The sequence below is a fragment of the Streptomyces sp. NPDC007084 genome, from assembly GCF_040703595.1.
Lineage (GTDB): Bacteria > Actinomycetota > Actinomycetes > Streptomycetales > Streptomycetaceae > Streptomyces.
Map to the genome: position 1 here is coordinate 42,588 of NZ_JBEYFY010000014.1, position 14,557 is coordinate 57,144.

The 14,557-nt window shown below is 70.1% G+C and carries 12 protein-coding genes; 3 read left to right on the top strand and 9 right to left on the bottom strand.

Translation table 11 applies throughout. The annotated features are described in order from the left end of the window. Positions 1-153: 153 nt before the first annotated feature. Complete coding sequence (locus AB0912_RS14600; protein ID WP_366699423.1) at positions 154-771, bottom strand: YceI family protein; 618 nt, start codon at positions 769-771, stop codon at positions 154-156. A 289-nt stretch (positions 772-1,060) separates the two neighbouring features. On the opposite strand from AB0912_RS14600, the gene AB0912_RS14605 reads away from it, so the two are divergent. The 3 genes from AB0912_RS14605 to AB0912_RS14615 all read left to right on the top strand — a co-directional run bounded on the left by AB0912_RS14605 (position 1,061) and on the right by AB0912_RS14615 (position 3,659). Beyond that, positions 1,061-1,558 carry a hypothetical protein gene (locus AB0912_RS14605; protein ID WP_366699425.1) on the top strand — a complete coding sequence of 166 codons (498 nt, stop codon included), beginning with the start codon at positions 1,061-1,063 and terminating at the stop codon, positions 1,556-1,558. 250 nt (positions 1,559-1,808) lie between these two features. Further along, the gene (locus AB0912_RS14610; RefSeq protein ID WP_366699427.1) at positions 1,809-3,407 is read left to right on the top strand and encodes an acyl-CoA carboxylase subunit beta; all 1,599 of its coding nucleotides are present in this window, start codon (positions 1,809-1,811) and stop codon (positions 3,405-3,407) included. 57 nt (positions 3,408-3,464) lie between these two features. Next, on the top strand, positions 3,465-3,659 hold the full coding sequence (locus AB0912_RS14615) for an acyl-CoA carboxylase subunit epsilon (RefSeq protein ID WP_366699429.1): 195 nt from the start codon (positions 3,465-3,467) through the stop codon (positions 3,657-3,659). Positions 3,660-3,807: 148 nt separating this feature from the next. Here AB0912_RS14615 and AB0912_RS14620 read toward each other — a convergent pair whose 3' ends face one another. The 8 genes from AB0912_RS14620 to AB0912_RS14655 form a co-directional block, all read right to left on the bottom strand. Next, entirely contained in the window at positions 3,808-4,389 is a 582-nt protein-coding gene (locus tag AB0912_RS14620; RefSeq protein ID WP_026248371.1) for an ATP/GTP-binding protein, read from the bottom strand. Further along, positions 4,370-4,966, bottom strand: a complete 597-nt coding sequence (locus AB0912_RS14625) for a DUF742 domain-containing protein (RefSeq protein ID WP_366699431.1) — start codon at positions 4,964-4,966, stop codon at positions 4,370-4,372. The genes AB0912_RS14620 and AB0912_RS14625 overlap by 20 nt, the downstream gene beginning before the upstream one ends. 94 nt (positions 4,967-5,060) lie before the next feature. After that, positions 5,061-5,474, bottom strand: a complete 414-nt coding sequence (locus tag AB0912_RS14630; protein WP_054219305.1) for a roadblock/LC7 domain-containing protein — start codon at positions 5,472-5,474, stop codon at positions 5,061-5,063. A gap of 10 nt (positions 5,475-5,484) precedes the next feature. Continuing rightward, positions 5,485-8,712 (bottom strand): nitrate- and nitrite sensing domain-containing protein, encoded by a 3,228-nt coding sequence (locus AB0912_RS14635; RefSeq protein ID WP_366699433.1) that lies wholly within the window; start codon positions 8,710-8,712, stop codon positions 5,485-5,487. A 354-nt stretch (positions 8,713-9,066) separates the two neighbouring features. Beyond that, positions 9,067-9,642: an ATP/GTP-binding protein gene (locus tag AB0912_RS14640; RefSeq protein ID WP_028802395.1), complete on the bottom strand. Its 576-nt coding sequence runs from the start codon at positions 9,640-9,642 to the stop codon at positions 9,067-9,069. Continuing rightward, positions 9,623-10,021: a DUF742 domain-containing protein gene (locus AB0912_RS14645; RefSeq protein ID WP_059131717.1), complete on the bottom strand. Its 399-nt coding sequence runs from the start codon at positions 10,019-10,021 to the stop codon at positions 9,623-9,625. Before AB0912_RS14645 ends, AB0912_RS14640 begins: the two co-directional genes overlap by 20 nt. Before the next feature lie 111 nt (positions 10,022-10,132). Continuing rightward, a complete protein-coding gene (locus AB0912_RS14650) occupies positions 10,133-10,546 on the bottom strand; it encodes a roadblock/LC7 domain-containing protein (protein WP_095936862.1) in 414 nt (137 codons plus the stop codon). Between the two features lie 9 nt (positions 10,547-10,555). Continuing rightward, a complete protein-coding gene (locus AB0912_RS14655; RefSeq protein ID WP_366699435.1) occupies positions 10,556-14,425 on the bottom strand; it encodes a nitrate- and nitrite sensing domain-containing protein in 3,870 nt (1,289 codons plus the stop codon). Positions 14,426-14,557: the final 132 nt, after the last annotated feature.

Sequence of the window (14,557 nt, forward strand, 5' to 3'; positions counted from 1 at the left end):
CCGAGCTGGGCGGGGTGCGGGCGCGTTCGCGGCACCGGGACTCGTAGTACGGCGGAACTCGTCGTACGCCGGAACTCGCAGCACTCCGGTACTCGCGGTGCTGCCGACGCTCCTGGTGCTGCCGGTGCTGCCGGTCCTGCGAGGCCGGACGGCTCAGTCGCCCGCGCGGATCGCCGAGATGTCGAAGTTCAGCTTGATCTTGTCGGAGACGAGGACGCCACCGGTCTCCAGGGCCGCGTTCCAGGTGATGCCCCAGTCGGAGCGCAGGATCTCGGAGGTGCCCTCGAAGCCCACGCGCTCGTTGCCGAAGGGGTCCTTCGCGGCGCCGTTGAACTCCAGGTCGATGCTGATCTCCCTGGTGGTGCCGAGGATCGTCAGGTCACCGGTGATGCGGTAGTCGTCACCGCCCAGCGCCTCGGCCTTGGTGGAACGGAAGGTCATCGTCGGGAACTCGTCGATCTTGAAGAAGTCGGCGCTCTTCAGGTGACCGTCGCGGTCCGCGGACCCGGTGTCGATGCTGTCCATCTTGATGTCGAGGGAGGCCGTCGACTTGGCCGGGTCGCCGCCGTCCAGGTGGAGGGTGCCCTCGACGTCGTTGAACTTGCCCTTGACGTTGGTGACCATCGCGTGACGCGCGACGAAGCCGATCGTCGTGTGCGCGGGGTCGATCGTGTACTCGCCGGTCAGCGCGGTCAGTTCCGGGCTGACGGGAGCCGCGGCGGGGGCCGGCGACTCGGCGGCGTCGGTGGACTTGCGGCCGAAGATACCCATGACGTGCTCCTTGAGGGGACGGGCCACGGTTCGGGGCGGAGCCGTAGCGTTGTTCTGTTGAATCTTCAACGAGGTCAACACAGGGAACCGTAGACCCATTCCATTCAATGTTCAACATCATCCGCAATGTGTCTACGGCGTCACGTTATGTCATCTCCGCTCACCCCCTGGCGAACGCGCGTAGCGCTCGGGCACCATCTGCGTGCACCCCCTGCACAGCCGCCCCACAGGAAGCACGGCCGTATGCCGTACGGCCGCCGACGGTCCTCCGCAGGAAAGGTTCCCCCTCATGAAGTTCAGGTCCGCGCTGACCGCTCTCGCCCTCGTCGTCGCCCCCGGCGTCGCGGTGATCGGCACCTCCACCGACGCCTTCGCCGCCACCAAGATCAGCCACGCCACCGCGACCTCGATGTTCCGCCAGGTCGGCATCACTTGGTCCTCCTCCGGCGGTTGCTCCGACCGCAACAACTCCACCTGTACGTCCTTCGACCAGCTCAACCTCACCAGCGCTCAGGGCGCCCAGACCCTCAAGGGGGCCAGCGGCTGCGCCCTCAACATCACCGGCGGCACCGAGACCGGCCACGCGAGCGGCACCTACTCGCACTGGAACGGCTACAAGCTCGACTACGGCAAGAGCACCTGCGTCACCAACTACATCAAGAACAACTTCACCTACATCGGCCTGCGCGGTGACGGCGCTCCCCAGTACCAGTCCGGCTCCGGCAACATCTACGCCGACGAGGGCAACCACTGGGACGTCCTCTACTACAACTGTGGCGGCTGCTGAGCCGGCGCGCGAGGCGACGCGGACCCCCCTTCCGGGGTCCGCGTCACTCCACCGACGGCACGCGCCCCGAGGGAATGTGAGCTGTCTCTCGGCCGAGGGCTTTGTGCGACCCCTACAAGCAGAAGCCCCTCTGAGCAGTCCGATTGCCTGCATGGGGTGGCGGTTCTGTTCAGGGTTACCAGGAAAACGGGCCGGAGACTGTACAGAGTCGACGGGCCCCTTTCCTTGGTGGACTTCGTAAGGTCGCTACATGACCGTTTTGGACGAGGCCGGCTCCACGAGCGCCACAGGCGAACCGACGGACGCGCGCGGGCGGGTGGCGGAGCTGCACGCGATCCGTGCGGAGGCTCTGCGCGGCCCCAGCGAGAAGGCGACCGAGGCGCAGCACGCCAAGGGCAAGCTGACCGCCCGGGAGCGCATCGAGCTGCTGCTGGACGCGGGCTCGTTCCAGGAGGTCGAGCAGTTGCGCCGGCACCGGGCGACCGGTTTCGGCCTGGAGGCGAAGAAGCCGTACACCGACGGTGTCATCACCGGCTGGGGCACGGTCGAGGGCCGCACGGTCTTCGTGTACGCCCACGACTTCCGCATCTTCGGCGGCGCGCTCGGCGAGGCGCACGCCACCAAGATCCACAAGATCATGGACATGGCCATCGCGGCCGGTGCCCCGCTGGTCTCCCTGAACGACGGCGCCGGCGCCCGTATCCAGGAGGGCGTCTCCGCGCTCGCCGGCTACGGCGGCATCTTCCAGCGCAACACCAAGGCCTCCGGCGTCATCCCGCAGATCTCGGTGATGCTCGGCCCGTGCGCGGGCGGCGCGGCCTACAGCCCCGCCCTGACGGACTTCGTCTTCATGGTCCGCGAGACCTCGCAGATGTTCATCACCGGCCCCGACGTGGTCAAGGCGGTGACCGGCGAGGAGATCACCCAGAACGGCCTCGGCGGCGCCGACGTCCACGCCGAGACCAGCGGCGTCTGCCACTTCGCGTACGACGACGAGGAGACCTGCATCGCCGAGGTGCGCTACCTCCTGTCGATGCTCCCGCAGAACAACCGCGAGAACCCGCCGCGCGTCGCCTCGGACGACCCGGCCGACCGCCGCGGCGAGGTCCTGCTGGACCTGGTCCCGGCCGACGGCAACCGTCCGTACGACATGACCAAGGTCATCGAGGAACTCGTCGACGACGGCGACTACCTGGAGGTCCACGAGCGCTGGGCGCGCAACATCATCTGCGCGCTGGCCCGGCTCGACGGCCAGGTCGTCGGCATCGTGGCCAACCAGCCGCAGAGCCTCGCGGGCGTCCTCGACATCGAGGCCTCCGAGAAGGCCGCGCGCTTCGTCCAGATGTGCGACGCCTTCAACATCCCGATCATCACGCTGCTGGACGTCCCCGGCTTCCTCCCGGGCGTCGACCAGGAGCACGGCGGGATCATCCGGCACGGCGCCAAGCTGCTCTACGCGTACTGCAACGCGACGGTGCCCCGGATCTCCCTCATCCTGCGCAAGGCGTACGGCGGTGCCTACATCGTCATGGACAGCCAGTCCATCGGGGCCGACCTCACCTACGCCTGGCCCACCAACGAGATCGCGGTGATGGGCGCCGAGGGTGCCGCCAACGTCATCTTCCGCCGCCAGATCGCCGAGGCCGCCGACCCCGAGGCCATGCGGGTGCGCATGGTCAAGGAGTACAAGGCCGAGCTGATGCACCCGTACTACGCCGCCGAGCGCGGTCTGGTCGACGACGTCATCGACCCCGCCGAGACCCGCGAGGTCCTGATCAAGTCGCTCGCGATGCTGCAGACCAAGCACGCGGACCTGCCGTCCCGCAAGCACGGCAACCCCCCGCAGTAACCCCGCGGACCTTCCGCGGTACCCCCGCGGAAACCTCTCTCATGGAGACTGAGACCTATGAGCACTCCCGACATCCGCGTCGAGAAGGGCCACGCCGACGCCGAGGAGGTCGCCGCCATCACGGCGATCCTGCTGGCCCGCGCCGCCGCGGCTCCCGCCGACGCCGCTGTGGCCCACCGGCCCCGCCCGCGGGCCGGCTGGCGCCGCCTTGAGCGCGAGGGCGGCTTCCGCGCCCCGCACAGCTGGCGCTGACGCCCCCAGGCACCCTTACGGCCCCGTCCCTCCCCTCGGAGGGACGGGGCCGTCGGCATAGGGCGCCCACAGCTCGGCCGGTGGCGGAACGGGAAAGGCCCCCGTTCCTGCCTGTGAAGGAGGAACGGGGGCCCAGTCCGGTCAGGCCCTAGCGGAGGCGCGCCATCAGGGCGTGCTCCACGAGCGTGATCAGCGCCGACTTGGCGTCCGCGCGGTGGCGGGCGTCCGTCGTGATGATCGGGGTGTCCGGGCCGATCTGGAGGGCCTCGCGGACCTCGTCCGGGTTGTACGGCTGGTTGCCGTCGAAGCCGTTGAGGGCGATGACGAACGGCAGGCCGCTGTTCTCGAAGTAGTCGACCGCGGGGAAGCAGTCGGCGAGACGCCGGGTGTCGACCAGGACGATCGCGCCGATGGCGCCGCGGACCAGGTCGTCCCACATGAACCAGAAACGGTCCTGGCCGGGGGTGCCGAACAGGTACAGGATCAGATCCTGGTCCAGGGTGATACGTCCGAAGTCCATGGCGACGGTGGTCGTCGTCTTGTCTCCGGTGTGCGTGAGGTCGTCGATGCCCGCCGAAGCGGACGTCATGACGGCCTCGGTGCGCAGCGGGTTGATCTCCGAGACGGCGCCGACGAACGTGGTCTTGCCCACGCCGAAGCCGCCCGCCACCACGATCTTCGCGGACGTGGTGGAGCGGGAAGGCCCTCCGCTAGAGCTTGCGAAGTCCACTGAGCACCCTTTCGAGCAAAGTCACGTCTGGCTGGCCGCCGGCGTTCTCGTCGCCGCCGGGCTGATGGATGGCGACCAGGCCCGCCTCCGCCAAGTCGGCGACGAGGATCCTGGCGACACCGAGAGGGATCGTCAGCAGGGCCGAGATCTCGGCCACCGACTTGATCTCCCGGCAGAGGTTGCAGATCCGCTGATGCTCGGGCAACTGGCCCTGCATCTGGTGCGGCTGCGCGGTGGTGTGCACCAGCGCCTCGATGGCGAGCTGGTAGCGGGGCCTGGTGCGGCCGCCCGTCATGGCGTACGGACGCACCAGGGGGTTGGACGCCCCGGTGGGCGACGGCTCGGGTGAGCGCCGCTGCGGTTGGACGGGCTGGATGCGCGGCGCCGACGGCTGGTCGTACGGCGACGGCCCGGGGCCCTGTGGACCCTGGGGCGGGTACGGCTGCCGCCGGTGGCTGGGCGCGGAGGGAAAGTTGTACCGGTTCGGGTTCTGTGAACCGTCGCCCTGGCCGCCCTGCCCCTGGCCGGGGCCGTACGACCAGTTGCCCGAAGACGAACCGCCTGGGGGTGTTACCACTTTCTCCTCCTCCGACTGTGCCGGGCACCCATCACTGTGGGTCCGCGTCCCGAAACCTTACGGCTACAAGACGCCAATACGCACCGTCCGTCTGTTAGTTGAGAAGGCTGCCCTGGAGCTCCGCGCGGAGATCCGGGGTCAGGACCGTGCCCGCGCGGTCCACCAGAAGCGCCATCTCGTACCCAATGAGGCCGATGTCCGCCTCCGGGTGTGCAAGGACCGCGAGCGACGAACCATCGGAAACGGACATGATGAACAGGAATCCCCGCTCCATCTCCACAACCGTCTGGTTCACGTGGCCGCCCTCGAAGATGCGGGAGGCACCCGCGGTCAGCGAGGTCAGACCGGACGCGACAGCGGCCAGCTGGTCGGCGCGGTCACGGGGAAAGCCTTCGGACATGGCCAGAAGGAGTCCGTCGGCGGAGACCACCACCGTGTGCGACACCCCGGGGGTGTTGTCCACGAAATTGGTGATCAACCAGTTCAGGTTCTGTGCCGCCTGGCTCATCGGGCTCACACTAACGCTCCTGGTTGTAGGTGCTGTCAGAGCCGAAACCCTGACCGTTCGTGTCACTACCTGCATTGCGTCCCCGCTCGACACCCCGGCGCAGGTTGCTCAGCCTGCCCCGGACGTCCTCGGGAGCGCGGGAGACCTGGGGGCCGCCCTGGGGGGTCGATTCCGCGGTGCCCTCGACCAGGTTGGCCTTGGGAACCCGCCGGGGCAGACCGGATGAGGTGACCCCGCCCGCCTTCGGCTTCTTGAGCTGTTCGGCGCGCTGCCACCGGTCGTCGTTGGACGAGCGCCAGTCGCCGTCGGCCTTCCCGTCGGGAGCCGCCGGAGCCTGCTCCCCCGCGTGCTCCGCGGGAGTCCGGCCGGTGCCGTTGACGTTGCCGCCGGCGGTGGATCCGCGGCGGGGCAGTCCGGCATCGGTCAGCGCGTGGGCGGCCGAGGGGGCCGGTCCCGGACGACCGAAGCCTACGCGGTCGGGCTCACTCACGTCAGCGGCCTGCGATGATTCCGCTTCCGGAGCGTACTCGGGACGGTAACCGCCCTGGTACGCCTCCTGCTGCGGCCAGTCGTCCTGGTAGGACGGCTCTTCGAAGCCCGAATGCGTCTCCGGTGCGGAACCGCGCGCTCCGGCGTGCTCCTCCGGAACGGCTTCCGGATAGGCCGTCTCCGGGTAGCCGCCCGTGGACGGGAAGTACGCCTCGTCGTACGCGGCACGCTGCGGTTCCTCGTACGACGTCTGCTGGTCGTACGTGGTCTGCTGCTCCTCGCGCACACCCTGTCCGCCGTCGTACGCCGGAGCGCCGTCGAACGACTGCCGGCCGTTGTCGTAGGGCTGCCGGCCGTCGTCGAAGCCCTCGGTGTAGCCCTGCGCGCCCTCGATGGCGTCCATGCCCTGCGCCTGGGCCTCCAGGGCCGCCCGGCGCTCCTCGCGCATCAGCGAACGGCCCACCGGGTCGAGGTCGCGGATGTCGTCCGGGACCTCGTAGCGGCTGTCGTCGAAGCCGAGGTCCGCGGCGGTCAGGACCGGCTGCTGCTGGACGCCGAAGTCCTCGCCCGGGAACGACTGCTGCTCCGGGATGATCTGGGACACGGTGAACTCGTCGCGCAGCGGCTGCTCACCGCCGCCGCCGTGGGTGATGGCGTCGGGGAGCATGACCAGCGAGGTGGTGCCGGCCTGCTCGCCCGAGGGACGGAGCTGGACACGGATGCCGTGCCGGTCGGACAGCCGGCCGACCACGAACAGGCCCATGCGCTGGGAGATCGCGGCGTCCACGGTCGGCGGGTTGGCCAGCTTGTGATTGATGTCCGCGAAGTCCTCGGCGGTCAGGCCGATGCCCTTGTCGTGGATCTCGACCATGATGCGGCCGTCCGGCAGACGGGTCGCGGTGACGCGGACCTTGGTCTGCGGGGAGGAGAACGTGGTGGCGTTCTCCAGCAGCTCGGCGAGCAGGTGCACGAGGTCGGTCACGGCGCGGCCGTGGATCTCGGCCTCCGGCACACCGGAGAGTTCGATGCGCTCGTACTGCTCCACCTCGGAGGAGGCGGCGCGCAGCACGTCGACCAGCGGGACCGGCTGGTCCCAGCGGCGGCCGGGCTCCTCGCCGGCGAGGACCAGGAGGTTCTCGCCGTTGCGGCGCATACGGGTCGCGAGGTGGTCCAGGCGGAAGAGGTTCTCCAGCTGGTCCGGGTCGGCCTCGTTGTTCTCCAGGTCGGTGATCAGCGTGAGCTGGCCCTCGATGAGCGACTGGTTGCGGCGCGAGAGGTTGGTGAAGATCGCGTTGATGTTGCCGCGCAGCAGGGCCTGCTCGGCGGCCAGCCGGACCGCCTCGCGGTGGACCTGGTCGAAGGCGCGGGCGACCTCGCCGATCTCGTCCGTGGTGGTGATCGGGATGGGCTGCACCCGGGTGTCCACGCGGCCGGGGTCGGTGCGCGAGAGCTGGTCGACCAGCATCGGCAGCCGCTGCTCGGCGACGTTGAAGGCCGCGTTGCGGAGCTGGCGCATCGAGCGGCTCATCTGGCGGGCCACCATGCCGGCCAGGATGAACGCGGCGAGCAGGGCGATCACGACGGCGGCGCCGGTGATGAGGGCGTCGGTCTTGGCGCTGTCGGAGATGTCCGCGGCCTCGGCCACGGCCTTGTCGGCGAGGTCCGACTCGATCTGCCGGTAGGCGTTGTACTTGGCGGTGTTGATCGCCCACCAGTTCTGCGGGGTGATGCCCTTGGCGGCCAGGGCGACCCGGTCGCTCTCCTGCGGGGACTGGAGCCCGGCGAGGGTGGTGACCATCTCGGTCGGGTCGGACGGCGGCTTCACGTAGTTCGGGTCGGCCTCGGCGGCCTGCCTGCCCTGCTCGGTCAGCTCCGTCTTGATCTTCGCCTGGGCGGCCGTGAGCTTGTCGGCGTCGGCCTGGGTGCCACCGCCGATGTACTCCTCGATGGCGATGCCCTCGAGGTAGGCGTAGGAGGAGAGGGCGACGCGCTGGCTGGCGAGGCTGCTGACGCCCGGGCCGGGCTGGACCAGCATGTGCATACCGATCGACCGCTCCAGCGACAGAGCCGCCTTGGAGAGGGAGATCGCGTAGACGGTACGGCCGTAGCTGGTGATGTTTCCGGTGCCCAGACCGAGTTCGTTGGCGAACTCCATCAGCGGGTGCTGGATCTGGAGGTAGCCCTCCTCGGTCTTCACCCCGGGGAGCTTGGAGGTGTACGCGACCTTCCGCAGGGAGTCCAGACCGGGCTCGACCTTGCGGAAGACGGCGAGGCGCCGCTCCAGACCCGCCGTCTTCGGCATGTTCTGGGCGGCCGCGTCGAAGGCGTCGGCGGCGTTGTCGGTGTCCTTGCGGACGGCCGCGACGGTGGCCTTGTCCTTGGCGCTGGCCTGGCTGCCCTTGAGCAGCGGGGCCGCGCTCACGTCACGCTCGACGAACAGCTTGTCGCCGTAGTCGAGTGCCGCCCGCACCAGCCGCGCGGTCTTCTCGGCGTCCTGGGCCTGCTGCCAGGTGTCGATCGAGCTGCGCACCTGGAAGCCGCCCATGACGAGGCCGACGACCACGGGTATGAGCAGGATCGCGTTCAGCCTGGTCGGCACGCGCCAGTTGCGCGGGGAGAGACGGCCGCCGCTCGGTGCGGGCGCCGGGGTGGGCTCCGGGCCGGGCATGTGTGCGGGCGCCGCTCCGCGCGGCGGCGGGGTGAAGTTGCCCCGTGCCGACGGCTCGGGACCGTTCGTGCTTCGCCTCACTCGACCAACAACCTCTCGGCGTCGGCACCTACGTTGTGCCGCGGTATCTCCAGCGCCCGTGACTTGCTAATGGGCAGTTCAGCGCATTCCAGCACGTCAGGGAGCGCCCTTCCAAACACTCGGAACCAAGGATTCCGGGTGGCATCGGCCACAGATAAAACGGTCATAAAGAGCGAGCCCCGCCAAAAGGCGGGGCTTTCGTGAGCGCAGCGGTACCGGTCGACCGCGAACCGTGTCGGCGCCGGTGAAATTCTCTGTCGAAACGTTATGAACACTGTCGCCGACCGTGTCAAACGACACAGCCGGCTCCAGTCCGTCTACGACAACTTCCGTATGGAACTGTCGACTTGGCTGCTACCGCAGCCGGGCCATGAGCGCGTGCTCGACGAGCGTGATCAGCGCGCTCTTCGCGTCCGCGCGGTGCCGGGCGTCCGTCGTGATGATCGGGGCGTCCGGACCGATCTGCAGGGCCTCGCGTACTTCCTCGGGGTTGTACGGCTGGTGCCCGTCGAAGCCGTTGAGGGCGATGACGAACGGCAGGCCGCTGTTCTCGAAGTAGTCGACCGCGGGGAAGCAGTCGGCGAGACGCCGGGTGTCGACCAGCACCACCGCGCCGATGGCGCCGCGGACCAGGTCGTCCCACATGAACCAGAAACGGTCCTGGCCCGGCGTACCGAAGAGGTACAGGATCAGGTCCTGGTCGAGGGTGATACGGCCGAAGTCCATGGCCACCGTGGTGGTGGTCTTGTCCCCGGTGTGGGTGAGGTCGTCGATGCCCGCCGAGGCGGACGTCATGACGGCCTCGGTGCGCAGCGGGTTGATCTCCGAGACGGCACCCACGAACGTGGTCTTGCCGACACCGAAGCCACCCGCCACGACGATCTTCGCGGAGGTGGTCGCCCGGCCTCCGTCAGAGCTTGCGAAGTCCACTGAGCACCCTTTCGAGCAAAGTCACGTCCGGCGCGCCGCCGTTGTTCTCATCGCCGCCAGGCTGGTGAATGGCGACCAGTCCGGCCTCCGCGAGGTCCGCGACGAGGATCCTGGCCACACCGAGCGGCATGGACAGGAGGGCCGACACCTCGGCCACCGACTTCACTTCCCGGCACAGGTGGCAGATGCGCTGGTGTTCGGGGAGCAGGCCCATCAGTTGCGCCGGATCGGCCGTGGTGCTGATCAGCGCCTCGATGGCGAGTTGGTACCGCGGCCGGGTCCGGCCGCCGGTCATCGCGTACGGACGTACCAGCGGCTGGTCGCCCTCATCCCCGTACGGCTCTGCGTACGGATCATGAGAGGCGGTGGGCGGGGTCATGAATCCTCCGGGCGGGACAGCAAGTCGGTCAGTCGTGCCGTCTGTTGAGGCCGGTGGGGGGATTGTGGCGGCCGGACGGTGATTTCGTGCGGTGTCTGGATCCGGGGGCGGTCAGTGAAGCAGACTGCCTTGTAGTTCAGCGCGCAGGTCCGGCGTGAGGACGGCGCCCGCCCGGTCGACGAGCAGCGCCATCTCGTAGCCCACGAGGCCGATGTCGCACTCCGGGTGGGAGAGGACGGCGAGGGACGAGCCGTCCGAGATGGACATCAGGAAGAGGAAGCCGCGCTCCATCTCCACGACCGTCTGGGCCACCGTCCCGCCCTCGAAGATCCGGGACGCCCCGGCGGTCAGCGAGGTCAGTCCGGAGGCGACGGCCGCCAGTTGGTCCGCGCGGTCGCGGGGAAAGCCTTCGGACATGGCCAGAAGGAGTCCGTCGGCGGACACGACGACGGTGTGGGACACCCCGGGGGTGTTGTCCACGAAGTTGGTGATCAACCAGTTGAGGTTCTGTGCCGCCTGGCTCATCGGGCTCAACTAACGCTCCTGCTGGTGAGTGGGGCTGGGGAAGCTGCCGGTCTGGCTGCCTGGAGCGGCCTGTCGACCTTGCTGAATGCCCCTACGGAGGTTGGTCAGCCGGCCGCGTACGTCGTCAGGCGCACGGGAGACCTGCGGACCGCTTTGGTGCTGTTGCTGCTGTGCCGTGCCCGCGACGAGGTTGGCTCGCGGGACGCGGCGCGGCAGGCCGGAGGTGGTGACCCCGCCCGCCGACGGCTGACGGACGCGCTCTGCCTGCCGGACGAGGTCGTCGTTCGGAGAGCTGCGCCACGAGGCACTGGCCGGTGCGGCGGCCGGCCGGTGCGGCGGCGCCGAGGGGCCCTGCGGCTGCTGGGGGGCAGCCGGCGCGGAACCCTGGGAACCGTTGGTCTGGAGGTGCTGGCCGTTCTGCGCGGCGCCGTTCGCGCCGGTGCCGACGCCGTCCGACTGTCCGTTCGCCTGACCGTGGAACCAGTTGGTCTCCAGCGTGTCGAACAGCGGGGTGCGGCCGTCACCGGGACCGGTGGCCGGCGGCAGCGCCTCCGGCTCCTGCGGGCGCGCGGGCTGCTGCGGGACCGCCGGGCGCTCGAACTGGCCCGTGGACGAGGAGTCCTGCCGGTTGTCGTAGCCCGGTACCGCGAACTGCCCGGTGGACGAGGGGTCCTGGGCCGCTCCGTAGCCGGGGCGGGCGAACTGGCCGGTGGACGACGGGTCCTGGGAGGCGCCGTAGCCCTGGGGCGCGAACTGGCCGGTGGCGGCCGGGTTCTGTGCCGCCGGGACACTGCCCGGGCCGTACACGTCCGGACGCTGGAACTGTCCGGTGTGCTGACCGGTGTTGTGCTGGCCGCCGTTGCCCTGGCCGGTGTTGCTCTGACCGCCGTTGTGCAGGCCGCCGTTGTGCTGGCCGGTGTACTGCGGCGCTCCGGCGCCGGGGCGCGGGGCGTCGAAGTCGGGGCGGGCGAACTCCGAGGTGGAGGCCGGACCCTGGTGGTCCTCGATCCGCGGCATGCGCGAGGTGGCCTCGGGGTCCTCGTGACCGCGCGGGGCGTCGAGGGACGCGCGCGGCACGGGCGGCTGCGCGTTGTCGTCGCTCCAACTCGGCGTACGGGAACCGGTGTTGCCGCCGGGAAGCTCGGCGCGCGCGCCACCGCGGCCCGGCAGCTGCGGCCGGCGACGGCTGTTCTTGCCGGCCGGCGGCTGCGGGGCCTGCGGCGGCGTGGCGGCGGGGGCGTTGTCGCCGAAGCCGCCCTGCTGCCGGGCACCGGAGCCGGCGGGGGCGCCGAACGCGTTCTGCCGGCCACCGGAGGTGTCGCCGAAGGCGTTCGCCGAACCCGGTCCCTCACCGAAGCCCTGCGGGGAGCCGTTGCCGGCCTGGAGACCCTGGGCGCCCTGCGGGCTCTGCCCGAAGGCACCCGCGCCGGCACCGGCCGGAGCCGGCCTGCCCTGCTGTCCCGCACCGGGACCCTGCGGGCCGCGCGCACCGCCGGGAGCACCGGGGCGACCGCCCTGGTTGCTGCCGGGCAGCGCCGCCCGCGCACCCTGTCCGGCACCGACCTGGCCGCGCTGCGGCGGGGCGCCGAGGGAACCGCCGGCGGACGCCGAGGCGCCGGCGCCGAGCGAGGGACCGCCCTGCTGGCCGCTGCCGCGACGGGCCGCGGCCAGACCGGCCGAGGCCTGCGCGGCGGCCGGGCCGCCGCCCTGCGCGCCCTGGCCGGGCTTGCCCGGAACGGGCTTCTTGCCGCCCTGGGCGACATCGACGGGCAGCATGACCAGCGCGGTCGTACCACCGGAGTCGGACGGCCGGAGCTGGATGCGGATGCCGTGGCGCTGCGACAGACGGCCGACCACGAACAGACCCATGCGGCGGGAGACGGAGACGTCCACGGTGGGCGGCGAGGCGAGCCGCTCGTTGATCGCGGCGAGGTCCTCGGGGGAGAGGCCGATACCGGTGTCGTGGATCTCGATCAGCACCCGGCCGTCGGGCAGGGCGTGACCGGTGACCTTGACCTTGGTCTGCGGAGAGGAGAACGAGGTGGCGTTCTCCAGCAGCTCGGCGAGCAGGTGCACGAGGTCGTTGACCACGCGGCCGGCCACTTCGGTGGTCGGCACCGAGGCCAGTTCGATGCGCTCGTACTGCTCCACCTCGGAGGCGGCGGCGCGGAGCACGTCGACCAGCGGGACCGGGCGCGTCCAGCGGCGGCCGGGCTCCTCACCGGCGAGGACGAGGAGGTTCTCGCCGTTACGGCGCATGCGGGTCGCGAGGTGGTCGAGCTTGAACAGCGAGGAGAGCTGGTCGGGGTCGGCCTCGCGCGACTCCAGCTCGGATATGAGCGAGAGCTGGCGCTGGATGAGACCCTGCGAGCGGCGCGAGAGGTTGGTGAACATCGCGTTGACGTTGCCACGCAGGAGGGCCTGCTCGGCGGCGAGGCGGACGGCCTCGCGGTGCACGTCGTCGAAGGCCGCGGCCACCTGGCCGATCTCGTCCCGGGAGTGCACACCGACGGACTCGACGGAGGTGTCGACGTCCTGCGGGTCCGACTCCGAGAGCTGCTTGACCAGCTCGGGCAGCCGGTCCTGGGCGACCCGGGTCGCGGTGTCCTGGAGGCGCCGCAGCGAGCGGATCATGGACCGGGCCACGACGAAGGCGCCGACGAGCGAGACACCGAGCACGAGCAGGATCAGCGCACCGGAGAGGATCGCCTCGCTCTCCGACTCGTTGCGGAGCTGGCGGGCCTTCTGCTCCATCTGGCCGAGCAGCGTCGTCTCGATCGTCGACATCTTGTCGATCTTGTTCGAGTCGTCGTCGATCCAGTCCTTGTACGAGCGCTTGGGCTGGGTCTTCAGGCCGTTCGGGCTCAGCACACGGCGGGCGTACTTGTCCGCCTCCTGGATGATCGGGTTGGACCCCTCGATCGGCTTCATCAGCTCGGCGTAGCCGTTGCCGTAGATGTTCTTGAAGCCGCTGATCTCCGAGTCCTCGCTCTCCTGCGCGGAGGACGCGTAGAGGCGGTCGTTCTCGGAGAGCGTTCCGTAGGTCTTCGGCTGCTCGGGCAGCGCGGCGGCGATCACGGCCCGCTGGACGGAGGCGTACTCCTTGGCGGTGGAGAAGGCCGTCAGCGCACGGGTGCGCTGGATCATCTCCGGGTTGCTGGTCGCCTCGGCCATGTCCTGCGAGAGCGCGAGGAGCTGGCTGACGAGGCGGTGGTACGCCTCGACCGTCTGCATCGAGTTGCGCGGGTCGCTGTAGGCGCCGTCGCGGATGGTGTTGAGCTTGATCAGCTCGCTCGCGATGCCGACGAGGCTGTCGCGGACACCGGAGAGCTGACCCTTGCTGGTCGCGTCGTCGATGTCCTGCGTGCCTTCGAGGAAGTGCTTCTTCGCGATGTCCGTCGCGTCGCGCGCACCCTTGACCGTGTAGTCGCTGGACCGGGCGCCGTGCGCCAGCGGTCCGGCCGACAGGTCGCGCTCCTTCTGGAGCGCGGCGGCCAGCTCGGTCGCCTGCTTGGTCATCTCGGTCAGCAGCTTCATGTTGTCGAGCTGCTGGATGTTGTCCATCGACTCGTTGATGCGCAGTGCGCCCAGCGAGGTCGCGGCGACCACGGGGAGCGCGAGCAGCGAGACGAGTCGCGTCGAGATGCGCCAGTTCCGCAGGGCGACGCGCGGGCCGGGGCCCGGCGTGCTCGGCGGCGTGGCGGCCGGTGTGGTGGCGGGAGCCTTGGGCTTCGCGCCGGGGCGAGCGGACTCGCCGCCGCCGCCGACCTCTGCCGGTCCCGGGTTCTGGGCGTGCTGGGGCGAGGAACCGCGGTCGGTCCCGCCGCGCGGCTCCGGCTCCGCCGAAGCGCTGCCATCCCTCTTGAAACGTCCCTGCACTAGCGTCGCAACCTCTGGACCAGGCGCCCCTCCGCGTGAACGGCGGGACGGTGTCGGCGTCGTACAAAGGCGCAGATGCGCCTCATGGTGTGGTCGTGAGTGACCGGCGCAGGCTCCCCTTTCCCGCCGCCA

Excerpts from the sequence above, each read along its gene's own strand:
- AB0912_RS14605 (WP_366699425.1), top strand. The coding sequence starts at position 1,061 with ATGAAGTTCAGGTCCGCGCTGACCGCTCTCGCCCTCGTCGTCGCCCCC.
- AB0912_RS14630 (WP_054219305.1), bottom strand. The coding sequence starts at position 5,474 with ATGAGCCAGGCGGCACAGAACCTGAACTGGTTGATCACCAATTTCGTG.
- AB0912_RS14615 (WP_366699429.1), top strand. The coding sequence starts at position 3,465 with ATGAGCACTCCCGACATCCGCGTCGAGAAGGGCCACGCCGACGCCGAG.
- AB0912_RS14600 (WP_366699423.1), bottom strand. The coding sequence starts at position 771 with ATGGGTATCTTCGGCCGCAAGTCCACCGACGCCGCCGAGTCGCCGGCC.
- AB0912_RS14645 (WP_059131717.1), bottom strand. The coding sequence starts at position 10,021 with ATGACCCCGCCCACCGCCTCTCATGATCCGTACGCAGAGCCGTACGGG.
- AB0912_RS14650 (WP_095936862.1), bottom strand. The coding sequence starts at position 10,546 with ATGAGCCAGGCGGCACAGAACCTCAACTGGTTGATCACCAACTTCGTG.
- AB0912_RS14610 (WP_366699427.1), top strand. The coding sequence starts at position 1,809 with ATGACCGTTTTGGACGAGGCCGGCTCCACGAGCGCCACAGGCGAACCG.